This window comes from Rhodanobacter sp. K2T2, from assembly GCF_013408815.1.
Lineage (GTDB): Bacteria > Pseudomonadota > Gammaproteobacteria > Xanthomonadales > Rhodanobacteraceae > Rhodanobacter.
In genome coordinates this window covers 474,535-498,678 of record NZ_JACCCA010000001.1, presented here as the reverse complement: position 1 = coordinate 498,678, position 24,144 = coordinate 474,535, and the positions used below count along the sequence as shown (strand labels likewise).

Below are 24,144 nucleotides of genomic sequence, written 5' to 3'. Positions count from 1 at the left end.
CCGTATTACTCAACCGAAGAAGGCCAGACCGCTATGCTTGAATCCACCGAAATCGATCAGTTAGCTCCGATGGAAACGACCGGCATTGCGTGTCCAGAAATTAAAGCGCGCGTCGAAATTTCGACACTGTTGAATGCGTTGTTGGCCGACTTTTTTGCGTTGTACGTCAAGACAAAAAATTTTCATTGGCATGTCTCGGGGCCACATTTTCGCGAATACCATCTTTTACTGGATGAGCAGGCCGATCAGATTTTTGCAACGATTGATCCCATCGCCGAGCGCGTCCGCAAGCTGGGTAGTTCAACCATTCGATCGATTGGTCACGTAGGCCGCCTTCAGCGACTCCGGGACAACGACAGCCATGCCACGACGTCCGTAGGCATGCTCGTCGAGCTGCGCAATGACAACGCCAAGATGATCTCCTTCATGCAGGAAGCCCACACCGTGAGCGACCGTTATGGCGATGTCGCAACGACCAGCCTGTTGGAAAACTGGATCGACGAAGCCGAACGTCGCGTCTGGTTTCTGTTTGAATCATGCCAGGAAGCCTAGCGTGAAGCGACGCTCTCCATTTGCATTGAATCATCATGTCCGAGTGTAGTTTTCGCTAAACGGTGACCGTTGGGTTTCGCCGCCGCTCGGTGGGAATTGACGATTGCAGGGGAAAAAGGTGACGCTGGTGCCCGCGTCGATCGTAATGTTTCGACCGGCTGTGTTTTGGGACGCCAACATGAATTTTTTTGATAAAGGCATTGCGCTTGGGGTAGGCGTTTTGCTGCTTTATATTTTTGCGTGGCGCTTCTACAGGGCTGACGATTCTCGGCTTCGTCTTGGCGTTCGGATCGCTCTTTTCCTGGCTCTCAGCTACGTGCTTTGGGCAACGGGAATGATTCCATTCCATGTTGCGCCTTGGACAGATGATCCCTCCTTGCATCTTCTGGCTCAGGTGCTTGAGTTGCTGTGGTGGCTACAGGCGGCGCAGGTGACCACGGCGCTTGCAGGCGGTGCTTTTTTGCCGTCTAGGATGAATCGAGCGCGATTGTTTCAGGATGTGTTTCGTGCGCTGATATTTTTGGCCGCCTTTGTAGCAGCGATTGGCTATGTGCTCGATCTACCCGTCAAGGGGTTGCTGGCAACCTCAGGTGTGTTAGCTCTTATCATCGGCCTGGCGGTTCAAAGCACGTTGAGCGACGTCTTCTCCGGCGTGGTGCTCAACGCTACTCAGCCCTTTCGCATCGGTGACTCAGTCGCCATCGGCGATATTCAAGGTGAGGTGATCGAGAGCAACTGGAGGGCTACAACGCTACTCAATGGCCAAGGCAACTTTGTCGTCGTACCCAACAGTCTTGCCGCCAAAGCCAGTATCGTCAATCAGAGCCTGCCGCCGAGAATGCATGGTTTGGAGGTGGCGATACGCCTCTCGCCAAGGTTTAGGCCCGCCGCCGTGATTGCTTCTTTGAACGACGCGGTGATCAGTACCGCCGGCATACTGGCATCGCCTAAGGCTTCGGTCAGTGCCACTACGGTGCGGCGAAAGTACATTGAGTACACCATACTCGTGTATGTCGCATCGTCAGCCGAAAAAACACAGGCGCGCAACGAAATCATCGATCAAGCGTATCGCCATCTCAAGACGCATGGCATCGGCCTGCGCAGGGGCGCAAAAGGTGCCAGTGGCATGTCGTCCCAGGAGAGGCTGCTTCGCGATGTCGAGATGTTTCATGCCCTGACGGATGAACAATTTTCGCTGTTGGCAGAAGCCCTGGTCAGCCAGCATTTTTCGCCCGGCCAGCTTATTTATCAGGTCGATGTTTTTTGTCCTGACGAGCGGCGTGCGCTGTATATCGTGGCTTCCGGCGTGGCGGCGCTAGAGAGCCCGCATGATGGAAAAAACGTGGAGCTGCGTCGGTTGTCGCCCGGCGATTCCATCGGCCGCGCCGGTATTCTGACCGGTATCAGCAGGCCTATCATTCTGCGCGCTGTCAGCAAGGTTTCCATTGTCTTATTGCATAAGGACGCGTTAACGCCGATCCTCCAGCAAAATCCAGAGGTCGCGAAAAGCATGCTCGAATCGCTGATGACCTATGAGGCCAAGGCCGCTCAATTGCTGAGCGAGGTTCCTGTCAGCGAGCGGGGACCCGAAGACGTACTTCACCGATTGCTGTCGGGCATGCGGCGTCTACACGGTATTAAACACTAATCTGTAAGAGCTTTGTCGTCGGCTTGGCCTGTGAGACATTCCGGCAGGGGCGGTACAGCGCGTTTATCAGGAGGCGTTCGCCCAGAGCCGCGGCCTCGATGGCTTTAAGCAAGCTTCTTGTCAGAGATGCCGGTATCGCTAGCAAGACGGAGCTGACATCTTATCCGTGAGTCGGAGTCTTTGTTGTCGCGGCCCACAGCATTGATGTCTGGATTGGGGCTCTCGGCCAAAGAAAAGACCCAAGGTTCACCGGCGATCCGGCGAACTTTGGGTCTTTTTAACACCTCAGCTCAGTGCTTAATTCGACAACTTATAAGCAATCACATAGTCGCCAATCTTCGTGCCGAACGATCCATGCCCACCGGCCGCGGTAATCACATACTGCTGTCCATCGATGGCGTAGGTCATCGGCGTGGACTGGCCACCGGCCGGCAGGCGGTCCTGCCAGAGCTGCTCGCCCGTCGTGACGTCGTAGGCGCGGATGTAATAGTCCAGCGTCGAGGTGAGGAAGGTGACGCCACCGGCAGTGGTCATCGGGCCGCCGAGCGTGGGCACGCCGAGCTTGAACGGTAGCGGGATCGGCGAGCTGTCGCGGATCGTCCCGTTCTTGTGCATCCAGACGATCTTCTTGGTCGTCAGATCGATGCCGGCCATGTAACCCCACGGCGGGCGCATGCACGGAATGCCGACTGGCGAGAGCAGCGCGTGCAGGTCGACGCCGTACGGCGTGCCGTACATCGGCTGCACGCCGTTTTCGGTGCCCGACGGATGCGCGTCGTTCGGCGCGGACGGGTTGTTCGGCCCGCGCGGGATCAGCGTCGACACGAACGGGATCGCCATCGGATTGGCGATGGCGATGTTGCGTGTCGGGTCCACCGCGATGCCGCCCCACTCGAACATGCCCAGGTTGCCGGGGAACACCAGCGTGCCCTGCAAGGACGGCGGGGTGAACGTGCCCTCATAGCGCAGCCGATGAAAGGTGATGCGGCAGGCCAGCTGGTCGAAGATTGTGGCGCCCCACATGTCGGCGCCGGTGAGCTTGGCCTCGGGGCGGAAAGTCAGTTCGGAGAACGGCTGGGTCGGCGAGGTGCGATCGCCGGGGGCCGCGCCCTGCGGTACCGGACGCTCCGGTGCCGGCACGATCGGTACACCGGTGCGCCGATCGAGCACGAACAGGTTGCCGGTCTTGGCCGGCTGCAAGATCGCCGGCACCACGCCGTTGGCGGTGGGCAGATCGGCCAGCGTCGGCTGCGACGGCAGGTCCATGTCCCACAGGTCGTGGTGCACGGTCTGGTACGACCACACGCGCTTGCCTGTGTTGATGTCGAGCGCGACCAAGGCGCTGGAATAGCGCTCGGCCAGCGGCGTGCGGTTGCCGGCCCAGATGTCCGGCGTCTGCACGCCCATCGGCATATAGACCAGGCCGAGCTTGGGATCGTACGACGCTGTCATCCAGGAGTTGGGCGAATTGTTGGTATAGGTGTGCGTGGCCGAGGGCAGGGCGTTTTCGTCCTGCGCGCCCGAATCCCAGGCCCAGACCAACTTGCCGGTGTGAATGTCGAAACCGCGGATCACGCCGGACGGCTCGCGCGTGGAGTAGTTGTCGATCACGGCGCCGGCGACGACGAGAATCTTGTCGCTGACGATCGGCGGCGAGGTCGGCTCGTAGAAGCCTGGCGTGTGCTCGCCCATGCCGACCTGCAGGTTGAGCGTGCCGTGCTCGCCGAAGCTCTCGCACGGTTTGCCGCTGTCGGCATCGAGCGCGATCATGCGGCCGTCGTTGACCGGCAGAAAGATCGTGCGCGGGCAGTCGGTCGGCGCCGGTGTACCGTCGGCATTGAGCGCGCCGGCGATGGTCTCGTGATACGACACGCCGCGACAGGTGAGGTGCTGAAACGTCGGGTTGTCCTGCACCTTGGGATCGTACGACCAGCGCAGCTTGCCGGTCCTGGCGTCGAGCGCGAACAGGCGCTGATGCTGCGAGCACAGGTACAGCGTGTCGTTCACCTTGATCGGGGTGACTTCAAAGGTAGTTTCCACCGGATCGTTCTTGCCCGGCAGGTCGCCGGTGCGAAAGGTCCAGGCGACCTTCAGGTTTTTGACGTTGGCCGGGGTGATCTGCTTCAGCGGCGAATAGCGCTGGCCGAACTGAGTACGGCCGTAGTCGCGCCAGTCTTCGTCCGGCTGCTTGTCGTCGTTGGACGGCAACGATGCAGCGGCGGCCACAGCGGCCGGCAGGCTGCCGTCGATGTCGTGGTAATCGGAGCATAGACCGATGCCTAGCACCACGATGCTCAGCAGCGAGGCGCCCCACAGGGGCAGGGTCGAAGCTCGCGAAGGAGAGCGATTACCGTTATCCAGACCTCGCGTGACCCACGGCGTCAGCAGCCACAGTCCCAGCGGAAAGATCACATCCAGGCGCGCAGCCAGCGGCCACCAGTCGAAGCGGATGTCGCTGATCGACCACAGCACGGAGCCGGCGACGACGAGGGCATACAGCCACAGCGCCGAACGGCGCCGCGCGATGAGCAACGCGCCCGTAAGCACGATACCGAGGCCTGCGATGGCATAGAACAGCGAGCCACCGAGGGCGATGAGCCAGGCGCCACCGCCGGTCAGTGCCATTCCGATGAGGATAAAGACGATGCCGGTGACGGTGGGAGTTTTTCGCGTTCGTTGTAAGCCGTGCATGTCGATTCCTTGCCTGGGCATCATGTGATGTCACTGGGTGCGATACAGGCTGAACCTGTGAGAGTCGCGAGTGGGTGAGGGTGGGCCAAAGGGTAACGAGTGCCTGCGGTAGGATCGTTGGCGACATCCCTCCTGGTGACTATGGGAAAGTCGCCATCCACCGCGCGGCCGCGCCCGCACGCAAGCCGAGCCCTCGTAGTGACCACGGGTTGCGAGTGAAGGTCAGCCGTGGACAAATTTCGGGAAATGATAGCGTGGCATGCAGTTTAAATGCAGGGCTCGCTGCGCGCGATCAGGCGCTGGCGTTTGCCAGCCAGCTCAACCAGTACGACATCTATGCCTACATACAGTTGTTCGGCGGGCCGCGGATTTTCGAGCGCAAGCTGGACGAGCTTTTCACTACCAGTTCGGTAGTGCCCCGCGGATGCGCCGCCGGACATTGCCGGCATGGTCGGTCAGTACGCGCACGGCAACGAGCCCAGCCATTACCTGTATGCCTACATCGGCACGCATCACAAGACCCAGGCTCGCGTCAGGTCGTTGATGGCCGCGGATGGCCTTGCCGGCAACCAGGACTGTGGCCGGATGAGCGCATGGAGTCTGTATGCGGTCGATCGGCGGCACGCCGGAGTTTTACAGGCGGGGGCTTTGCCCAATTGTCGCCGGCATCGATCCCGCGGATCGTCCGCCTGCTTTCGGCCAGTCGGCGGTCGCAGGGCATTCCATGGAAGGCATGAACTTGGTTCCTGCGCGCAGCCATCCCATCAACGGCAATGCTGTGACGAACGCTATGGCTCTGCGGCAGAGTGCAGGTTCTTTCGGCCGAGCTGGACTCTGACCGGTCGGGAGGCACTGCTGTTGCGACAGCGCATCCCGACCCTGCATTTCCCTGGTTCTGCGCGGATCGATAGCTCTGCTGCGGTGGGGCTTGCCACGATCCAAACGAAAGCTTTATGCTCATCATCAGCAAATATGAATTCTGTATTTATATTTAAATGACGTGTGCGGGGGACACACGTGCCGCTCGGCCGGATGCTGGCGTCTGCATGACGCGTGGCGCTCGTCATGTGCGGCTGCCATAGCCATCGCATAAAAAACGAAAAAGTTTGCAGGGCGCCGCAAGGCATTCAAGGGCCGGCTTCGATTCGGGATCGAGGCCGGCAAACACCATAAAACACAATAGATTTTCACGGGGAGGTGTCAATCATGAAACGCTTTTGCTGCACCCGCAGGGTTCTTGCCAGTTCGTTGGCGTTGGTGCTGGCGACACCGCTGGCCTTTGCGCAGACGTCAGCTTCACCGTCCGGCGATCAGCCGGCCACGCAACAAGATGCTTCGGCGAAAAAGTCCAAGCCCACCACGCTGGACAAGGTGATTGTCACCGGATCGATGATTCCGCGTGTGGATATCGAGGGCAATGCGCCCGTGGTTACTTACACCGGCGCGCAGATCAAGCAGCAGGGCTTCACGACGCTGTGGGAGTTCCTGGATTCGTTGCCGCAGATGGGGCCTCAGGTGCAGGACGCGTCTTCATATGGCGCCACGGCAGTCAATGCGCGCCCGCTCAACTTGCGTGGCCTGGGCCCGCAGTTTAGCTTGCTGCTGATCGATGGCCATCGTGTGGTGGATTACCCGCAGCCGTTTTACGCACACAGCAACTTCCAGAACTACAGCAACATTCCCACCGGCATGGTTGAACGTGTCGAGATCCTCGCTTCCGGCGCTTCATCGATTTACGGTTCGGACGCGGTGGCGGGCGTAGTCAACGTGATCCTGAAGAAGAACTATCAGGGTAGCGACCTGCAGGTGACCGGTGGTGGCGCGCAGCGCGGTGGTCGTGCCTACGGCGACGTCAACTTCTTCGGCGGTCAGTCCGGCGACAACTGGAAAATCCTCTACAACGTGGAAAAGTCCAACCGTACGCCGTTGTGGGGCAGGGATCGTTCCTACCAGGATTCAGTGGCCGATGCCGGCTACGGTTCATGGAGCCCGGCTTCGCGCATGTTCGGCTATCAGTACGATGCGGCCAGCGCCGTTGCCCTTTCCGTGAAGGACGGCAACGGCCAGTACATCACGCCGCCCACGGGCACCTGTGGCAAGTTCACCAACTCGCAGCTGAGCCAGTCGCATTCGGTGTCCACCAATGGGACACAGATCACCGGCGTGACCAATAATGGCTATTACTGTTCGCAGCCCACATTGTGGCAGGACTGGGTTTTGACGCCGGGTAGCCGCAGCAACAATGGTTACCTATCAGGCGAATATGATTTCGCCAATGGTCTGCAGCTTTACGGCTCGGCGGCTCTGTACGACACGGTGGGTATTTCCAATACCCAGTTGTGGGGCGAGAGTACGGGCCAATTCTACGATCAGACCACGGGGCAGGTGATCAACGGTGCCGTCCGCCAGTTTACCGCGCAGGAGATCGGCACGTCGGGTAACACGCATGATCGTGAGGAGAACTGGAACATCACGACCGGCCTGCGCGGCACCGTGTTCGACGGCAATTTCAACTGGGACTTGAGCCTCAATACCCAAAAGTACACCGTGCGCGAGGATTACACGGCCTTCAACCAGACGGCCACGAACAATTTCTTCCTCGGCAAGCAACTGGGCACCACCGCTGCCGGTCTGCCCATTTATGCCTTTAACTGGCAGCAGTGGTGGAACCCCATCACGCCGCAGCAGTACAGCCAGTTCGCGGTCAATGGCGAGGACACTGCCTCGTCGTGGCTGGACCAGGTGCAGCTTCGCGTCAACGGCGACCTGTTCAAGCTGCCGTGGGTGGACCAGTCGGTGGGCTGGGCCGCGGTGCTGGAAGCCGCGCACAACGGGTATCTGCTTTCGCCTGATGCGCGGGCGGCGAATCCGGCGACTTTCGTGAACCCGTTCTTTTCAGACAATACCGGTGGGGGCACCCGCCAGCGCTATTCGCTGGGTACGGAGTTCCGCGTGCCGGTGCTGGATTCGCTGACCTGGACCATCTCCGGTCGATTGGACAAGTACAACGACGCCAGCCGTGCCGACGTGGCGCGCACCTGGGGTACGGGTCTCGAGTGGCGTCCGTATAATGGCTTGCTGCTCCGCGGCAGCTACGGCACCAACTTCAAGGCGCCGGATATGCAAGCTGTTTACGCGACCGGTTCGACGTCCCCTGTGGGCGACTATACCGATCCGTTGCGATGCATCAATGACATCAAGGCGGGCATAAACAACAGTACGTGGTGCAGCACCGTGCAGCGCCCGTCATCGCAGTACTACACCTTGTCCACGCAAGGCAGCCGTCTGCTGGAGCCGGAGACAGGGCATTCCTGGACGTATGGTTTCGTATGGCAGGTGCCGGGCGTGGAAGGCCTGTCTGCATCCGCCGACTACTGGCATATGGGCGTGGACAACGCCATCGAGTACCTCGACAAGGCTACCGTGCTGAACGACGAGGCGGGTTGCCTTACCGGCTTGCAGCCGAACGGTTCGTCCGGTTTGTCGCCGTACACCGCGCACGTGCAGGGTTCGGCGTACTGCTCGATGGTGACCCAGATGGTTCAGCGCAATGCGGCCGGCCAGATCATCTCGGAACAATCCGGTCCGATCAATGAGGCTTCGCTGTACGTGAGCGGCATAGACGCCTCGCTGGACTACAAGTGGCACAGCGACGATTATGGCGACTTCACCACCGGCATCAACTACACCGACAATCTCGCGTTCAAGCAGCGCGTGCTGGCCTCCGATCCGCTGTTGAACACGCGTTATCAGAATCCGGCGAGCCGGGTTTCGTGGATCGGCAATTGGCACAAGGGTGACTGGAACTTCTCGCTCTCTGGCGTGCGAGTGGGCAGCGTGCGTGCTCCCAACTACGGCGGTTGCGACACGTTGCCCAACGGTATCCAGCCGGGCGCGGTCACAGCCACGGCGGCTAACGGCACGGTCTACAGCACCGGTGTTTGCACGGTGCAGCAGGATGGCAACACCGTGCCTGTTGCGGACACCACGTACACGGGCCGCATCCCGCCGTGGATCACCTGGAATACCGCGATCAGCTGGCAAATCAACCCCGGGACCAAGGTCAGCTTCACGGTGTCCAACGTCTTCAACAAGGTTGCGTCGATCCCGTATTACGCCGGCGGCTTCGAGTACGTCCCGACGAACCAGTCCGCGGATGAATACACCGGTCGCGAAATGTTCCTGACGTTCGATTACAAGTTCAACTGATCCTTGCTGGTTGGATATCCTCCCGCGCCCCGGCTCTGCCGGGGCGTTTTTTATGTCGATTGATGACAGCCGCGGTCTTTCATACGGCGTCTGCCGACCGAACGCGCACGCGGCAGCGCGGCTATTTCTTCCGTGCTGCCGTCCGCCGTGCCAATCGATTCGTGGTCGCCGCTACGGTTGCGGTTCGAGCAGTCGATACTGTTTCTCGACGCCGACCCACGATGCCTCGTCGTCGGTGCGCGCCCACAATCCACTCTCGCCGCAAGGCAGCACACCGGATTGATTGATCGAATACGTCAGCCTGCTGTTCGGCGGCAACCGCAAGACTCTGGTGTTGGATGGCCGGACAGTAAAAAAGGCCAGCAGACAAACGAAGGATCCCGGCAGTCGCCGGGATCCTTCGTGCTTTATGAGCTTTGCGCGCTGGTGGGCGCCTGCGCTCGTTAGATGACGTACATATCCATGTAGGCGTTGACCGGAAGTGCCTCGAGTTTCTTCTGGTCGAGCGACACGTCGAGGATGGCCTGCTGCTGTTTGGCGGGAAAGCGTCGCGCCAGATTGATGCGGAATTTTTTCTCCAGCAGCGGAATGCCGTCGGCGCGGCGGCGGCGGTGCCCGATCGGATACTCCACCACGATTTCGTCCAGTCGGCTGCCGTCGTTGAATTCCACGGTCAGTGCGTTGGCGATGCTGCGCTTGTCCGGGTCGTGGTAGTCCTTCGTGAACTGCACGTCTTCCACGCAGTCGATCTTGTCGCGCAGCACGTCGATGCGAGGATCAGCCGCCACTCCGTCTTCGTAGTCGCTGGCGGTGAGGTTGCCGAAGATCAGCGGCACGGCCACCATGTACTGGATGCAGTGATCGCGATCGGCTGGATTGTTGAGTGGGCCTTTCTTGTCGATGATGCGGATGCACGCTTCGTGCGTGCGGATGGTGATCTTCTTGATGTCGTCGACGGTCTTGCCGGCTTTGGCAAGTTGCCCATGCAGGGTGACGGCGGCCTCCACCGCGGTCTGGCTGTGGAACTCGGCCGGAAAGCTGATCTTGAACAGCACGTTTTCCGACACGTAGCTGCCGTATGTGCGCTGGAAAGCGAAGGGCTTGCCCTTGAACAGCACATCGTAAAAGCCCCAGGTCGGCGCGGTCAGCACCGAGGGGTAGCCCATCTCACCGGTCTTGGCGATCAGCGCCAGTCGCACGGCGCGGCTGGTGGCATCGCCGGCCGCCCAGCTCTTGCGGCTGCCAGCGTTCGGTGCGTGGCGATAGGTGCGCAGGCTCTGCCCATCGACCCAGGCCAGCGACACGGCCGCCAGTGTTTCCTCGCGCGTTAGACCAAGCAGGCTCGACACCACGGCGGTGGAGGCAACCTTGACCAGCACCACGTGATCGAGTCCCACGCGGTTGAACGAGTTTTCCAGCGCGATCACGCCCTGGATTTCGTGCGCCTTGATGATGCCGGTGAGCACGTCGCGCATGACCAGCGGCGGCTTGCCCGCGGCGATATTGTTGCGACTGATCCAGTCGGCCACAGCCAGAATGCCGCCGAGATTGTCCGAGGGGTGGCCCCATTCGGCAGCCAGCCAGGTGTCGTTGAAATCGAGCCAGCGGATCATCGCACCAATATTGAAGGCGGCCTGGATGGGATCGAGCTGGAACTGCGTACCCGGCACCTTGGCGCCGTTTGGCACCGTGGTGCCCGGTACAACCGGTCCGAGCAACTTGGTGCAGGCCGGATATTCAAGCGCTTCCAGGCCGCAACCGAGCGTGTCGATGAGAATATTGCGCGCAGTGTCATAGGCCAGCGTGGAGTTGACGCTGTAGTCGAGCGCGTAGTCGACGATGTCGACCAGGACTTGGTCCCAGTCGGGTCTGACGTTGCTGATGTGGCTGGTCATGGGTGTCCTTCGGATACGGAAACAGTGGATGCAGCTGGCACAGGCGTGGGAAGAGCTAGCCAAGGCGCCGCGCCACCGGATACGCAATTTTGCCATCGATGTGCGATTCAATACAGTGCGGCGCCGGATTCGACCTGGCGAGCTACGGACTCTGCGAGCACGATGATCGACTGCACACTGGGCATTCCAAAACGGGAGCCAAGCGCGATGTACGGATAGCTGCGCATCCACTCGCTTCTTGGCGGCTCACTCGCTAATCTTGCGGTTCCGAGCGAAAAACCGGGCGTTGAGCCCTTCATGGCGTTTTATCCGTTTGGAAAACAACCCAAGTTGTCCTACATTGCGCTAGCCGCAAAAGTGGCTCATTGAACCTATAAATCCCGGGGAATCACATGGCAAAAGCTAAGAAAGCTGCACCTGCAAAAGCCGCGACCAAGAGCGCGTCGCCGGCTGCTCACAAACCCATCAAGGAAGTCTTGAACAAGACTGGCCTGGTTGCCCATATTTCCGAAACGAGCGGCGTGGTGCCTAAAGACGTTCGCGCCGTGTTGGCGGCACTTGAAGGTGCGGTCGCGGGCTCGGTGCACAAGAAAGGCGCCGGTTCGTTCACCCTGCCGGGCCTGCTGAAGATCTCCGCCGTGCACGTGCCAGCCAAGGCCAAGCGCAAGGGCATCAACCCCTTCACCAAGGAAGAGCAGTGGTTCGCGGCCAAGCCGGCATCGATCAAGATCAAGGTGCGTCCGCTGAAGAAGCTGAAGGACGCCGCTGCCTGAGAAATCCGTCTGCGCCGCTGATCTGTCAATGCGATAGAGGCTGGCAGATGGGCAGGTCGCGAGGCTGGGTCGTCAGGCCCATAAAAAGAAGGGCCGCTTTCGCGGCCCTTCTTTTTTGCGACGAGTAGCGGCTTACTTGAACGCGTACGTACCGGTCAGGCTGACCACGTCGCCGTGATCCTTGAAATAGCCCACGGCCGTACCGGCACCCAGGGCGATCGGGTTGGTGAGGTTGATCGGCGTGTTGCTGACGAACTGGTGCTGATAGCCAAGATCGAACGACACACGTTGCGTGGCCTGATAGCCGACACCCAGGCCGACGATGCGGCGCGAACCGTCAGGGATGCGTGGGTCGCGGCTGATGATATTGGTCGGCGATTCGTCGTAGCCGACGCCGGCACGCAGCGTCCACTGATCGTTGAGTTTATAGTCGCCGCCGATGGAGTAGCTGAACGTGTCTTTGTATTTTTCCGGCAGGGATACGAGGGTCTGACCTTCCGAAATCAGATTCAGCTGCGCGAAGTTGGACCAGTCTGTCCAGTTCACCGATGCGGCGAGGCTGAACTGGTCGTTGAACTTGTGCAGCCAGTCGACGCCGGCGAAGGCTGGCGTATCCAGCGGTGCGCTGGCCGATGCGCCGGCCGGATTCAGCGTCGGCAAACCGGCGTTCGGAAACACGACGGGAGCAAGCGTGAGCAACTGCAGGCTGGCGGCGGGACCGTACAGTTTGTAATTGCCGCTGAGCGTCTGCTGCACGCGCGAGTGATAATTGACGTCGATGCTGTCCTGCTGGGTCGGCTTCCACTCGAAGCCGCCGAAGTAGCCGAAAGCGAAGCGCTTTTTCACATCGACGTTCAGCTGCACGTCGCCGCTCTGCGGGGCGCCGAGAATCGGGGCGCCGAACAGGGCTGCGGCCGAACCGTAAGGGTCGAGCTGGGTGTTGAGCTGCGCCTTGGTTCGCTGTCCTTCGATGCCCGCACCGATTGAAAACTCGTCATTGACCTTGAAACCGGCCGATAGGCTCACGGCAATGGACTGGAGACTGGTATAGGTGCCGAAGTAGCGGCCCTGCCAAGTCGGGTTGTACTTGCTGACCAGACCGTAGGGGACGGTAACACTGCCGCCAATGGTCAGTCGGTCATTGACCGGAAGCGCCCAGGCGATATCCGGGAACGGAATGAAACGGCCAAAGCCGTTCGGATTGTTGCCCGTGGTCGGATTGCCCTGCTGATCCTTGAACTGACCCTGGAATTCCGCGCTCGGACGAATGCCGGTGCCGGTGACCTGAATCATGGGCGCATCGAAGAACGCCATGGCGGCAGGGTTGTTGTAGGCGGCGGTGACGTCATCGGGGAACAGCGAGCCACCGGCGCCGGCGCGGCCCCAGCCGGCTGCGTTGGTGGTCGGCAGCTGGAAGGAGCCGGCCTGCGCGCAGAGCGGCAGCGACAGCGCGGAAACGACGGCGAGGGCGAGACTGGCCTTTGCGCCGAAGCGGATGAAGCTTTGCGAGGTTTGACGATTCACGGTGGTTCTCCTGTGACGACAATCTGAAGTGATGCTCCAGAACAAAAGTCGTGTGGTGGGACTGAAACGATTGGGGAGCAGGCGACGGGGTCAGCGGTAGCATCGTCGCTTACAAGCGTTTGAACTATTGTTTTTATTTAGAGGGCCAGCCTCCCTTCCTTGAGCCATTCCAGAACGCCCGGCGTCGGCTGCGTGTCGCTGCCGGGTTCCGCGATTGCCTTGCGAGCGGCTTCGGCGGTCGCGTCATCGAGTTGCAGCACCTGTTCGATGACCCGGATCTGGGCCGGGCTGCCGAACGGTGCGGTGAGTATGGGTGAGATGAGCGAGATCAAACGGGCGAGCAGTTCGCCATCATTGATCGTCTCGCCCATGCTGAGGTCGTCGATCAGCTTCTGCATGTCTTCGCCGGCAAGAATGCCCGACAGCGCCTTCAGGCCAAAATGCAGCCGTAGGCCGAGTTCACTGCGCGGCAGGTCGGGCAGGGTGCGCGAAAAGGCTTCGAAAAAACGCCCGAAAATTGGCCGATAATGCTCCTGTAAATAGGCGCGGATAAACGGTGAGCGATCGCTGTAGACGCGACCGAGCAGGCGCATGAACGATTTGCCGCCGACGCTCTCATGGCTGATCCGAAACGCCGGAATGAACAGCATGGCGAATACGGCGGTGGCATCCGTGTCCTGCGGCCACTGTTTTTCGCAACTGCTCAGTAGATTCAGCCGTTCGAGATTCAGGCGGTCGAGCCGCTGCGAAAGCAGCTCGTGCATCAAGGCTTCCTTGCTGCCGAAGTGGTAGTTCACCGCGGCGAGATTGGCGTGCGCCTTGGCCGTGACCTGGCGCAGCGACATCGCCTCGTACCCGCATTCGATAAACAGTGCCTCGGCCGCTTCGAGCAAGCGCCTGCGCGTATCGCTCGCACTGGAGCGCAGCGGCGCGCTCACGCGGCCGCTGTCCCTGAGTGCTGGCGTACACGTATCGGCATGGCATTCAAATCTCGGATTCAAACATGTGTGTGAACGTTAAATGGCGCATCCTTTGGCAGCAAGCTGCAGCGCACTAAAGTCTTTCAAAGCGGCTCGCAAGGCCTTGCCCGCGTTGCCGATTCCTGAAAATGCCGCTGTGCAAGCGATGCCGGGGCGAGATGGGCTCCAGCGCGTTCAGTCGGGCAGAAAAAAGGGATGAGCCCAAGCTCATCCCTTGTTGCGGTGCAGCGATAAGTCGGTTCAGTTACAGCCGGTTTTCGCTCAGCCAGCCTTCTTTTTGGCCAGCCGCAGCCACGTGTCGACCACGGTATCGGGATTCAGCGACACCGATTCGATGCCCTGATCCATCAGCCATTCGGCTAGATCCGGGTGATCGGACGGGCCCTGGCCGCAGATGCCGATGTACTTGCCCTTCGCTCGGGCCGTCTTGATCGCCATGGCGAGCAGCTTCTTGACCGCCGGATCGCGCTCGTCGAACAGGCCGGCGACGATGCTGGAGTCGCGATCGAGGCCGAGCGTGAGCTGGGTCAGGTCATTGGAGCCGATCGAGAAGCCGTCGAAGATGTCGAGGAACTCATCAGCCAACAGTGCGTTGGATGGGACCTCGCACATCATGATCACCTTGAGGCCGTGCTCGCCCTGGACGAGTCCGTTCTTCTTCAGAACCTCGATGACCTTCTTGCCTTCGTCCAGCGTGCGCACGAACGGAATCATCACCCAGACGTTGTCCAGGCCCATCACTTCGCGCACGTGCTTGACCGCCTTGCACTCGAGGCCAAAGGCATCGGCAAAGCTTGGGTCGACGTAACGACTGGCGCCGCGGAAGCCGATCATCGGGTTCTCTTCGTGCGGTTCGTAACGCGAGCCACCGAGAAGGTTGGCGTATTCGTTCGACTTGAAGTCCGACATGCGGACGATCACCGTTTTCGGATAAACCGAGGCGGCGATGGTGGAGATGCCTTCGGCCAGACGATCGACGTAGAAGCTCACGGGATCCGCATAACCGGCGATACGCTCGTCGATCTTGGCCTTAGTCGCGGCATCCTGTTTGGCATATTCGAGTAGCGCCTTGGGATGTACGCCGATATGGCTGGCGATGATCATCTCCAGCCGCGCCAGGCCGATGCCGGCGTTCGGCAGCATGCCGAAGTCGAACGCGCGATCGGGGTTGGCCACATTCATCATGATCTTCAGCGGCGCCTCGGGCATGTCGCCCAGATCGGCGGTGATCCGCTCGAACTTCAGAATGCCCTCGTAGATCGTGCCGGTATCGCCCTCGGCACAGGAGACAGTGACGTCGGCGCCGTCGGGAATCTTCTCCAGCGCGTTGCCGGTGCCTACCACGGCCGGCACGCCCAGTTCGCGCGCGATGATCGCGGCGTGGCAGGTGCGACCGCCGCGATTGGTGACGATCGCCGCAGCACGCTTCATCACCGGTTCCCAGTCGGGATCGGTCATGTCGGCGATCAGCACGTCGCCCGGCTGCACCTTGTTCATGTCGGCCAGGGTGCGGATGACGCGTGCCTTGCCGGCGCCGATCTTCTGGCCGATCGAACGACCTTCGGCCAGCACCTTGCCCTTTTCGCCGAGGTGGAAACGCTCCAGCTGGGTAGCATGCGCGCGCGACTTCACCGTTTCCGGGCGTGCCTGCACGATGTACAGCTTGCCGGTGTTGCCGTCCTTCGCCCACTCGATATCCATCGGGCGACCGTAGTGCTTTTCGATGATCAGCGACTGCCGCGCGAGCTCCTCGACGTCGCTGTCGGCGATGCAGAACTTGTTGCGCAGTTCGGCCGGCGTGTCTTCGGTGCGCACGCGTTCGCCGGCTGCGCTGGAATAGACCATGCGCAGCTGCTTGGAGCCGAGGTTGCGACGCAGCACCGCCGGCTTGCCCGCGTTCAACGTCGGCTTGAATACATAAAATTCGTCGGGATTGACCGCACCCTGCACGACCATTTCGCCCAGGCCATACGAGCCGGTGATGAACACCACATCACGGAAACCCGACTCGGTGTCCAGCGTAAACAGCACGCCCGACGCGCCCACGTCCGAGCGCACCATCAGCTGCACGCCGGCCGACAGAAACACGTCGTCGTGCTTGAAGCCCTGGTGTACGCGATAGGAAATCGCGCGGTCGTTGTAGAGCGAGGCGAAGACTTCCTTCACCTTGTGCAGCACGTCGTCGATGCCGACCACGTTGAGAAAGGTTTCCTGCTGACCGGCGAACGAGGCGTCCGGAAGATCTTCCGCGGTGGCGGAGGAGCGCACGGCGACGGCGATGTCGTCGCTGCCGGCATCCTTGCACAGCTTGAGGTAGGCATCGCGAATCGCCTGCTCCAGTTCGGCGGGCAGGGCGGTGTCGACGATCCAGCTGCGGATTTCCTTGCCGGCGGCCACCAGGGTATCTACATGGTCGACGTCCAGACCGTCCAGACGCTGCTGGATGCGTTTGGCCAGCCCACTCTTTTCCAGATACTGCTGAAAGGCATCCGCCGTCGTGGCGAAACCACCCGGGACCGAAACGCCGAGCTTGGCGAGGTTGCCGATCATTTCGCCGAGGGACGCGTTCTTGCCGCCGACCTTGCCGAGGTCGGTCATACGCAGTTGGTCAAGCCATAGCACCAGATCGTTCAAGGGTGTCTCCTCAAGAGCGCGATAAAAAGTGGGATTGGTGCAGGATGCAGTGCCAAAGCGGGCTGCAAAGGACTGGTATTGTCCGCTGCCGATGATGCGCAGCACAAGAAGACCATTCCGTTGCCCGGCCACTCCACCTGCATACCAGTCAGCAAACAGTCAATCGGCGACAGCCTTTGGTGCTTGCGCTAAGGTGCGAACAGGCTCATCGAAACGATCAGGCGCGGCCATGCAGCGAACGGTTTTCTTCATCTCCGACTCCACTGGTATCACGGCAGAGACCATCGGCAACAGTATCCTTGCGCAATTCGAGGGTGTGCAGTTCGACAAGCATCGGCTCGCCTTCATCGATGATGCGCGCAAGGCCGAGGCGGCGTCGGTGCGTATCAAGACCCACTATGCACAGACGGGCGAGCGGCCGATCGTGGTCAATACCATGGCCGATCGCGCGCTGTGCGATCTGGTCGCCGAGAGCGGTGCGCTGATGCTCGATGTCTTTGCGCCCTTCATCGGACCGCTGGAAGATGAGCTGGGCGCGAAGCGGTCCGGTGCCGTGAATCGCTCGCACGGCATGGTCGATTTCGAGAAGTACGAGGCGCGCATCAACGCGACCAACTACGCCCTGACCCACGATGACGGCAGGGATTTCGACTACAGCAAGGCGGATTTGATTTTGGTGGGCGTGTCGCGCTCGGGCAAAACGCCGACCTGTCTCTACATGGCCTTGCATTACGGTGTCAGCGCCGCCAACTATCCGCTCACTGATGACGATCTGGACAAACTCGAGCTGCCGCGTCGGCTCGTGCCGCACAAAGACAAACTGTTCGGCCTCACCATCGATCCACAGCGACTGGCGCAGATTCGCGAGCAGCGCCTCGCGGGTAGCCAGTACGCCACGCTCAAACAGTGTCGTTGGGAGCTGGAGCAGGCCGACAAGCTGATGCGCCACGCGGGCATCTCCAGCCTCAATACGACGCACGTGTCGATCGAGGAAATCGCCAGCAAGATCTTCTCCCGCTTCGGCATCGAGCGGACCATGTTCTGATCAGGCCGCATGGATCTGCAGCCGCCAAGGAGTTTCCGATACCGATGATTGCCTCACCCCGCCGACCCCATCTGCTGCCCGGGCGCTTCGAGTTCCTGATGGGGCTGTATGCGGAAAATTATCATCGGCTGGCGCGGCTGTTCGGGCCGCAGGATCTGAGCCCCGGGCACTACATCTCGAATGTGGACGACCACTTGGATGTGCATCTGCATCTTCAGGAGGTGCACCCGTATACGATGGAGCTTGAGCTCACCTACGACTTTGTCGACGCGCACACGGGTCAGCGTTCGCCGTCGGCGCAGCTGCGCATGTATACCGACGCACACGTGGCCGAAGCGCTGCATTGCCATCCGGGGCGGCATCTATGGCAAGTGCTCGGTCCATTTCCGGCGGCCACGACCGTTTTTCAGCATCGCCTGCGGATGAACAGTTTTCTGTCGCGCTGGCTGGAGTATCTGAGCGAGCAGGGGCATTCGATCGGGACGCTGGTTCGCCAGGAGTCGGACATCTGAGGGGACGTGACGTCGAGTTGCCCCGCAGGAGCCCAAATGGCGCGCAACAAAAAACCCGCGCTAGGCGGGCTTTCCATTGGTGGCGGAGCGGACGGGACTCGAACCCGCGACCTCCGGCGTGACAGGCCAGCATTCTAACCAACTGAACTACCGCTCCCCAGTTTCCAACAGCTACTTTCCAGCAACAGCATTTACAACATCTTCCAGCACTTGCGAGTCAACTTGGCGTCCCCACGGGGATTCGAACCCCGGTCGCCACCGTGAAAGGGTGATGTCCTAGGCCTCTAGACGATGGGGACAATTCAAGTTGGTGGAGCCAGGCGGGATCGAACCGCCGACCTCCTGCATGCCATGCAGGCGCTCTCCCAGCTGAGCTATGGCCCCGCTGCTGGAAGCCCGGAAGAATAGGTCCGAGTCACATATCCGTCAAGACTTTTTTACGTTCGGCGATGAAGAAACGAAATCGGCCCTGCGGCGCGTCGATCCATCGGAGTCGCTGACGATGCTCACGACCAAAGACCAAAACGCAGGACTTCGTTTAAGCTGCCAGTGACTTTGGATGTTGCGGACAAGGCATGCACGAAATCGGTTTTATTCGCGACCTTGCCATGGTGATGCTCGTGGCCGGCGCCACGACAATTCTTTTTCAGCGCCTGCGGCAACCCGTCCTGCTGGGATACATCCTGGCCGGCGTGCTGATCGGTCCGCATACACCCGGCATGCTGGTGGCCGATCCGCAGGCGATCGACGATATTTCCAATCTCGGTGTCGTGCTGCTGATGTTTACGCTGGGTCTGGAGTTCAGCGTGCGCAAGCTGCGCGAGGTCGGCGTCAGCGTGCTCGCGGTCGCGGTCGCGGAAGTCGGCCTGATGATGTGGATCGGCGTCGGCCTCGGTGGCCTGTTCGGCTGGAAGGGGATGGACGCGCTGTTTCTCGGCGCGGTCATCGCGCTGTCCTCGACCATGGTGGCGACGCGCACCTTGTCCGAGAGCGGCCAGCGGCACAAGCCGTTTGCCAGGCTGGTAGTGGGGCTGCTGGTGGCCGAGGACATGCTCACCATCGTGATGCTGACCCTGCTCACCGCCGTCGCGATCGGCGGCTCGGTCAAGGCGGAAACCGCATTCACGCTGATCGGCCATCTGGGGCTTTTCGTCGTGGTCGGTATGATTCTCGGTCTGCTGCTGCTGCCGCGGCTGGTGGACTATGTCGCAGGTTTCGGCCGCGACGAAACGTTGCTGGTCAGCGTGCTCGGCATCTGTTTCGGCGCTAGCCTGCTTGCGGTGTGGATGGGCTTCAGCGTGGCGCTGGGTGCCTTTCTGGCCGGCGCGGTGGTAGCGGAGTCGCAGAGCGTCAATCGGGTGATGCGGCTGATCGAGCCCTTGCGCGACATGTTCGCTGCGCTATTTTTCGTGGCGATCGGCCTGAAGATCGATCCGGTGATGCTGGTGCAGTACGCGCTGCCCGCGCTGCTGATTGCCGTAGTCGTCATCGTCGGCAAAACGCTGGCCTGCAGCCTCGGCATCTTTATCGTTGGCCATGATGCACGCACCTCACTGCGTTCGGGTTTGGGCATGGCGCAGATCGGCGAATTTTCCTTTGTGATTGCCACGTTGGGGCTGTCGCTGCACGTCATCAGTGACTTTATCTATCCGATCGCAGTTGCCGTATCGGTGGTCTGTATGGCGGCTTCGCCGTACCTGTCGCGTTCGGCCGATGCGCTGGCCAATGGCCTTCGCGCGGTCACTCCGCGATCGGTGCGGCTGCTGGCCACGAGTTACAGCGGTTGGCTGGAAAACCTGAAACCCGTCAATGAAAACGCCGCCATTGCGGCGATCTTTCAGCGATTGCTCTGGCATATCGCGGTGAATGTGCTGCTGGTCGTGGCGCTTTTCATCGGCGGTGCCTACATCAACGCGCACAACTGGGACTGGTTCTCGCTGTTCGGCATCGGACGCGATCTGCGGCATACGGTGATCTGGGCCTGCGCGCTTTTTCTGTCGCTGCCGATGCTGATAGCTGTGTATCGCAAGGCCGAAGCGTTGGGCATGCTGCTGGCCGAGCTCGGCATACGCGAGCGCTTTACCGGCTCCTATACCCAGGCGATTCGCAGCGTGCTGGCGCGAATCATTCCACTGGCAACCCTGTTCGCGCTGGCGCTGCTGGTCGGAGCGTTAGGTTCGGCGATTCTGCCGCCTCGCGGCGTGGCGCTCTCGCTGGTGCTGGTCGGGCTGGTGTTGGCGATCGTGCTGTGGCGAGGCATGGTGAAGATGCACGCGCGATTGCAGGCGGCGCTGAAAGAGACGTTGGAGAAGCCGGCGCCGCCGTGAAGTTAAGTCGTGGTGACGACTGCCCCATGCAGGCCGGGGGATGCACCGTGAACCTTTATGCCGACTGACGGTCACTGCATGGCGACGTTGCCAAGATTGGACTAGCCCCTCACAATGTGGGGCCTGCCTCCACTGGGGGGGCCCGGTTGGCAATGCCGGCAAAACCAAACACGAGGGAGTTACGAATGAAGCAATTTCTGCGTCCCACGCTGACAGCGGCCGCGATGGCCGTTGCGCTGGGCATGACTGCGAGCGTGTACGCCCAGGCTGCCAAACCCGGCGCCGCCGCCACGGGCACGGTCGACAAGGCAAAGGCCAGCTACGTTGTGGGTTGGGAGATCGCTTCCCAGGTTCCACCGATCATGCGCGATGAGCTGGATGCAGCGGCCGTCGGTCGTGCCGTGCAGTCTGCGCTGTCCGGTCAGAAGCCGACCATGAGCGATGCCGAGGCCAAGCAGGTGCACGATGCCTTCATGGCCAAGATCCAGGCCAAGTATCAGGCCGAGATGGTTCGTGTCGGTGCCAAGAACAAGGCCGAAGGCGATGCTTTCCTTGCTAAGAACAAGAGCGCGCCGGGTGTAAAGACCACGGCGTCGGGCCTGCAGTATCAGGTGATCAGCCAGGGTACGGGCGCTCGCCCGGGTCCGAATGACACCGTGCAGATCGAGTACACCGGCACGTTCGTCAACGGTCAGGTCTTCGATGCCTCGGCTAAGCACAACCCGCCGGGCCCGGCTTCGATTCCGCTCGCTGGCGTGATCCCCGGCTTCCGCGAAGGTCTGCAGCTGATGCAGGTTGGCGGTCATTACAAGCTTTTCATCCCGTCCACGCTGGCCTACGGCGCCGAGCCGCAGCCGCCGATGCCGCCGAACGCCACGCTGATCTTCGACGTGACCCTGGTCAAGACGGGCCCGACGCCGGCTGGTGCCGCACCGGGTGCCGCACCTCCGGCTCCAGGCGGTCAGTAAGTAACAGATCCGAGTTTGACCAAACTCGAAACGGCAAGGGCGCGAAGCGATTCGCGCCCTTTGCTTTTTGGCCGGCAATCATTCGATGCGTTAACCGCAGCTGGGTAGAATGTCGGGCTGAAACTTTAGAGAAGTCGCCCCACTCATGATGAAGATCACCATTTTCGGTACCGGCTATGTGGGACTCGTCACCGGCGCCTGCCTGGCCGAAATGGGCAATCAGGTTGTTTGCGTCGACATCGATAGGGCAAAGGTCGAACGCTTGAAGCACGGTGAAATTCCGATCTACGAGCCAGGCCTGGAAGCCATCGTCAGGCGCAACCACGCCAGCGGCCAGCTGGATTTCACTACCGAAGCGGCGTCGGCCATTGCCCATGGCGACATCATTTTTATCGCGGTGGGTACGCCGCCGGATGAGGATGGCAGCGCCGATCTGAGCTATGTGCTGGAGGTAGCTCGTTCGATCGGCAGCCATCTGAATCGCTACGCGGTTGTGGTCAACAAGTCGACGGTGCCGGTTGGCACCGCCGATCGCGTGCGTATCGCCGTCCGTGCCGAGCTAGCCACGCGCGACGCCAATGTCGAGTTCGACGTGGTATCCAACCCGGAATTCCTGAAAGAAGGCGCGGCGGTGGAGGACTGCCTGCGCCCTGACCGCATCATCGTGGGCGCGTCCAGCGAGCGCGCCGTGGCGGTGCTGCGCAAACTGTATGCGCCGTTCAATCGCAATCACGACCGCATGGTGGTGATGGATGAGCGTTCGGCCGAGCTGACCAAGTACGCCGCCAACGCGATGCTGGCAACCAAGATCAGTTTCATGAACGAGATCGCCAACATCGCCGAGCGCGTCGGTGCCGACGTGGAGCTGGTGCGTCAGGGCATCGGTTCGGATCCACGTATCGGCTACCACTTCATTTACCCCGGCGCGGGCTACGGCGGCTCGTGTTTTCCCAAGGACGTGCAGGCGCTCGAGCGCACCGCCCGCAGCTACGGTTACGACGCGCAGCTGCTGACGGCCGTGGAAGCGGTCAATCGGCAGCAGAAGGACAAATTGTTTGAGCTGATCGCGCGCCATTTCAATGGCGCGTTGAACGGACGCACCATTGCCTTGTGGGGGCTGGCGTTCAAGCCCAATACCGACGACATGCGTGAAGCCTCCAGCCGCTTTCTGATGGAGGCCCTGTGGACGGCGGGCGCTAAGGTTCGCGCGTTCGATCCGCAGGCTAGCGAGGAAACGCAGCGGCTGTATGGCGATCGTGCCGATCTGGTGCTTTGCCCAAACGCGTACGAGGCGCTGCAAGGTGCCGACGTACTGGCCGTGGTCACCGAATGGAAAGCGTTTCGCAGCCCGGATTTTCAGCGCATCGGCAGCCTGCTCGCCGAGCGGGCGATTTTCGATGGACGCAATCTCTACGACCCGGCCGCAGTGGAAGATGCCGGCTTAGCGTATTACGGCATCGGTCGCGGCCGCAGTCTGCAATCGAACGCGCAGGTATGAACTCATGAATGCATCTAACGATACGCTCGAACAGCGGCTGACCGACATGGAGGTCAAGCTCACCTTTATCGATGACACGGTGCAGGCGCTGGCATCGGCCGACGCCGATCAGTCCGTGCGCATCGCTTCGCTGGAACGCGCGCTGCGCGATTTGCGCGGCGAGCTTTCATCGATGCGCATCGGCAACGCGGACGACCCGCACAGCGAGCCGCCACCGCCGCATTATTGATTTCAGACAACGCCCAGACCCTCGACTTCGATCACGGATAGCCAGCATGGCCGATTCTCTCCGCGACCTGCTGCTGAAAAGCGGCATCGTCAAACAGCTGCACGACAGCAAGCCCAAGCCGCCGCCGCAAAGCGGCCGGCCTGCACACAAGGGTGCCAAGCCGGCGAACGCCGGGGGAAAGTCGCATTCGTCGCAGAATAAAAACACGTCGCGACCGCCGAGCAAGGATCAAAGCGACATCGATCTGGCCAAGGCTTACGCAATCCGCGCGCAAACCGAAGCCAGCGAGCGCAAGCGCATCGAGCAGGCGGCCGCCGAGCAGGCTCGGCTGAAGCGCGAGCGCAAGCTGAAGATTCAGCAGTTGCTCGAAGGCAAGACGCTCAACAAGCCCGATGCCGATCAGCCGCGCAATTTCGAGTACGGCGGCAAGATCCGTCGCGTGCACGTGGATGACGCTCAGCTGGTGGCGCTCAATGCCGGCGAGCTCGGCGTGGTGCAGCAGGCGGGTCGCTATTTTCTGGTTACGCGCGATATTGCCGAACAGGTGCGTGCGATCGATCCGCAGCAGCTGGCACTGCTGGTCGAACCGGGCAGCACGGGCGGCATTGCCGAAGACGGCGTGCCCGACGACCTGATGTGGTGAGCGGCGCCAATCGCTC

At 61.0% G+C, this 24,144-nt stretch carries 16 protein-coding genes, 3 tRNA genes and 2 pseudogenes; 12 read left to right on the top strand and 9 right to left on the bottom strand.

All coding sequences use genetic code 11. From position 1 onward, the window contains the following. Positions 1 to 33 precede the first annotated feature (33 nt). Both HDE78_RS02100 and HDE78_RS02095 read left to right on the top strand, forming a co-directional pair. Complete coding sequence (locus tag HDE78_RS02100; protein ID WP_179476852.1) at positions 34 to 552, top strand: DNA starvation/stationary phase protection protein; 519 nt, start codon at positions 34 to 36, stop codon at positions 550 to 552. A 178-nt stretch (positions 553 to 730) separates the two neighbouring features. Continuing rightward, positions 731 to 2,200 (top strand): mechanosensitive ion channel family protein, encoded by a 1,470-nt coding sequence (locus HDE78_RS02095; RefSeq protein WP_179476851.1) that lies wholly within the window; start codon positions 731 to 733, stop codon positions 2,198 to 2,200. A gap of 297 nt (positions 2,201 to 2,497) precedes the next feature. Here HDE78_RS02095 and HDE78_RS02090 read toward each other — a convergent pair whose 3' ends face one another. Continuing rightward, positions 2,498 to 4,891, bottom strand: coding sequence for a glucose/quinate/shikimate family membrane-bound PQQ-dependent dehydrogenase (locus tag HDE78_RS02090; protein ID WP_179476850.1), 2,394 nt, complete (start codon positions 4,889 to 4,891; stop codon positions 2,498 to 2,500). A 293-nt stretch (positions 4,892 to 5,184) separates the two neighbouring features. On the opposite strand from HDE78_RS02090, the pseudogene HDE78_RS20950 reads away from it, so the two are divergent. Both HDE78_RS20950 and HDE78_RS02080 read left to right on the top strand, forming a co-directional pair. Further along, positions 5,185 to 5,488, top strand: a pseudogene (locus tag HDE78_RS20950) (glycoside hydrolase domain-containing protein); the annotation flags it as partial. 609 nt (positions 5,489 to 6,097) lie between these two features. Then, on the top strand, positions 6,098 to 9,100 hold the full coding sequence (locus HDE78_RS02080; protein WP_179476849.1) for a TonB-dependent receptor: 3,003 nt from the start codon (positions 6,098 to 6,100) through the stop codon (positions 9,098 to 9,100). 443 nt (positions 9,101 to 9,543) lie between these two features. Here HDE78_RS02080 and HDE78_RS02075 read toward each other — a convergent pair whose 3' ends face one another. Then, complete coding sequence (locus HDE78_RS02075) at positions 9,544 to 10,995, bottom strand: bifunctional 2-methylcitrate dehydratase/aconitate hydratase (protein WP_179476848.1); 1,452 nt, start codon at positions 10,993 to 10,995, stop codon at positions 9,544 to 9,546. Between the two features lie 392 nt (positions 10,996 to 11,387). Here HDE78_RS02075 and HDE78_RS02070 point away from each other — a divergent pair, with 392 nt between their 5' ends. Continuing rightward, complete coding sequence (locus tag HDE78_RS02070; protein ID WP_179476847.1) at positions 11,388 to 11,768, top strand: HU family DNA-binding protein; 381 nt, start codon at positions 11,388 to 11,390, stop codon at positions 11,766 to 11,768. Between the two features lie 132 nt (positions 11,769 to 11,900). Here HDE78_RS02070 and HDE78_RS02065 read toward each other — a convergent pair whose 3' ends face one another. The 4 genes and pseudogenes from HDE78_RS02065 to ppsA form a co-directional block, all read right to left on the bottom strand. Beyond that, positions 11,901 to 13,292 (bottom strand): outer membrane protein transport protein, encoded by a 1,392-nt coding sequence (locus HDE78_RS02065; protein WP_179476846.1) that lies wholly within the window; start codon positions 13,290 to 13,292, stop codon positions 11,901 to 11,903. Between the two features lie 137 nt (positions 13,293 to 13,429). Then, on the bottom strand, positions 13,430 to 14,056 hold the full coding sequence (locus HDE78_RS02060) for a TetR/AcrR family transcriptional regulator (RefSeq protein ID WP_255457602.1): 627 nt from the start codon (positions 14,054 to 14,056) through the stop codon (positions 13,430 to 13,432). Next, a pseudogene (locus tag HDE78_RS20945) lies at positions 14,057 to 14,230 on the bottom strand (helix-turn-helix domain-containing protein); the annotation flags it as partial. It abuts the gene before it with no gap. Between the two features lie 303 nt (positions 14,231 to 14,533). Further along, entirely contained in the window at positions 14,534 to 16,906 is a 2,373-nt protein-coding gene (gene ppsA / locus HDE78_RS02055; RefSeq protein WP_179476844.1) for a phosphoenolpyruvate synthase, read from the bottom strand. A gap of 229 nt (positions 16,907 to 17,135) precedes the next feature. Between ppsA and HDE78_RS02050 the strand changes: the two genes are divergently transcribed. Continuing rightward, on the top strand, positions 17,136 to 17,951 hold the full coding sequence (locus tag HDE78_RS02050; RefSeq protein WP_179476843.1) for a pyruvate, water dikinase regulatory protein: 816 nt from the start codon (positions 17,136 to 17,138) through the stop codon (positions 17,949 to 17,951). Positions 17,952 to 17,995: 44 nt separating this feature from the next. Next, positions 17,996 to 18,463, top strand: a complete 468-nt coding sequence (locus tag HDE78_RS02045) for a DUF1249 domain-containing protein (protein WP_179476842.1) — start codon at positions 17,996 to 17,998, stop codon at positions 18,461 to 18,463. Between the two features lie 80 nt (positions 18,464 to 18,543). Here the strand turns inward: HDE78_RS02045 and HDE78_RS02040 are convergent. From HDE78_RS02040 to HDE78_RS02030, 3 genes are all read right to left on the bottom strand, one after another. Then, positions 18,544 to 18,620, bottom strand: a tRNA-Asp gene (locus HDE78_RS02040). A 66-nt stretch (positions 18,621 to 18,686) separates the two neighbouring features. Further along, positions 18,687 to 18,762: transfer RNA gene (locus tag HDE78_RS02035), tRNA-Glu, on the bottom strand. A gap of 9 nt (positions 18,763 to 18,771) precedes the next feature. After that, positions 18,772 to 18,847: transfer RNA gene (locus tag HDE78_RS02030), tRNA-Ala, on the bottom strand. Positions 18,848 to 19,038: 191 nt separating this feature from the next. Between HDE78_RS02030 and HDE78_RS02025 the strand changes: the two genes are divergently transcribed. From HDE78_RS02025 to HDE78_RS02005, 5 genes are all read left to right on the top strand, one after another. Then, positions 19,039 to 20,790: a cation:proton antiporter gene (locus HDE78_RS02025; RefSeq protein WP_179476841.1), complete on the top strand. Its 1,752-nt coding sequence runs from the start codon at positions 19,039 to 19,041 to the stop codon at positions 20,788 to 20,790. 185 nt (positions 20,791 to 20,975) lie between these two features. Then, complete coding sequence (locus HDE78_RS02020) at positions 20,976 to 21,758, top strand: FKBP-type peptidyl-prolyl cis-trans isomerase (RefSeq protein ID WP_179476840.1); 783 nt, start codon at positions 20,976 to 20,978, stop codon at positions 21,756 to 21,758. Between the two features lie 148 nt (positions 21,759 to 21,906). After that, positions 21,907 to 23,256: a UDP-glucose/GDP-mannose dehydrogenase family protein gene (locus HDE78_RS02015; RefSeq protein ID WP_179477113.1), complete on the top strand. Its 1,350-nt coding sequence runs from the start codon at positions 21,907 to 21,909 to the stop codon at positions 23,254 to 23,256. 4 nt (positions 23,257 to 23,260) lie between these two features. Then, a complete protein-coding gene (locus HDE78_RS02010; protein WP_179476839.1) occupies positions 23,261 to 23,485 on the top strand; it encodes a SlyX family protein in 225 nt (74 codons plus the stop codon). A 46-nt stretch (positions 23,486 to 23,531) separates the two neighbouring features. After that, on the top strand, positions 23,532 to 24,128 hold the full coding sequence (locus HDE78_RS02005; protein ID WP_179476838.1) for a DUF2058 family protein: 597 nt from the start codon (positions 23,532 to 23,534) through the stop codon (positions 24,126 to 24,128). The last annotated feature ends 16 nt before the right edge of the window (positions 24,129 to 24,144 follow it).

Coding starts and splice junctions, on each gene's coding strand:
- HDE78_RS02020 (WP_179476840.1), top strand. CDS start 20,976: ATGAAGCAATTTCTGCGTCCCACGCTGACAGCGGCCGCGATGGCCGTT.
- HDE78_RS02075 (WP_179476848.1), bottom strand. CDS start 10,995: ATGACCAGCCACATCAGCAACGTCAGACCCGACTGGGACCAAGTCCTG.
- HDE78_RS02045 (WP_179476842.1), top strand. CDS start 17,996: ATGATTGCCTCACCCCGCCGACCCCATCTGCTGCCCGGGCGCTTCGAG.
- HDE78_RS02080 (WP_179476849.1), top strand. CDS start 6,098: ATGAAACGCTTTTGCTGCACCCGCAGGGTTCTTGCCAGTTCGTTGGCG.
- HDE78_RS02095 (WP_179476851.1), top strand. CDS start 731: ATGAATTTTTTTGATAAAGGCATTGCGCTTGGGGTAGGCGTTTTGCTG.
- HDE78_RS02010 (WP_179476839.1), top strand. CDS start 23,261: ATGAATGCATCTAACGATACGCTCGAACAGCGGCTGACCGACATGGAG.
- HDE78_RS02025 (WP_179476841.1), top strand. CDS start 19,039: ATGCACGAAATCGGTTTTATTCGCGACCTTGCCATGGTGATGCTCGTG.
- HDE78_RS02100 (WP_179476852.1), top strand. CDS start 34: ATGCTTGAATCCACCGAAATCGATCAGTTAGCTCCGATGGAAACGACC.
- HDE78_RS02005 (WP_179476838.1), top strand. CDS start 23,532: ATGGCCGATTCTCTCCGCGACCTGCTGCTGAAAAGCGGCATCGTCAAA.
- HDE78_RS02070 (WP_179476847.1), top strand. CDS start 11,388: ATGGCAAAAGCTAAGAAAGCTGCACCTGCAAAAGCCGCGACCAAGAGC.
- HDE78_RS02060 (WP_255457602.1), bottom strand. CDS start 14,056: ATGCACGAGCTGCTTTCGCAGCGGCTCGACCGCCTGAATCTCGAACGG.
- HDE78_RS02015 (WP_179477113.1), top strand. CDS start 21,907: ATGAAGATCACCATTTTCGGTACCGGCTATGTGGGACTCGTCACCGGC.
- HDE78_RS02090 (WP_179476850.1), bottom strand. CDS start 4,891: ATGCACGGCTTACAACGAACGCGAAAAACTCCCACCGTCACCGGCATC.
- HDE78_RS02050 (WP_179476843.1), top strand. CDS start 17,136: ATGCAGCGAACGGTTTTCTTCATCTCCGACTCCACTGGTATCACGGCA.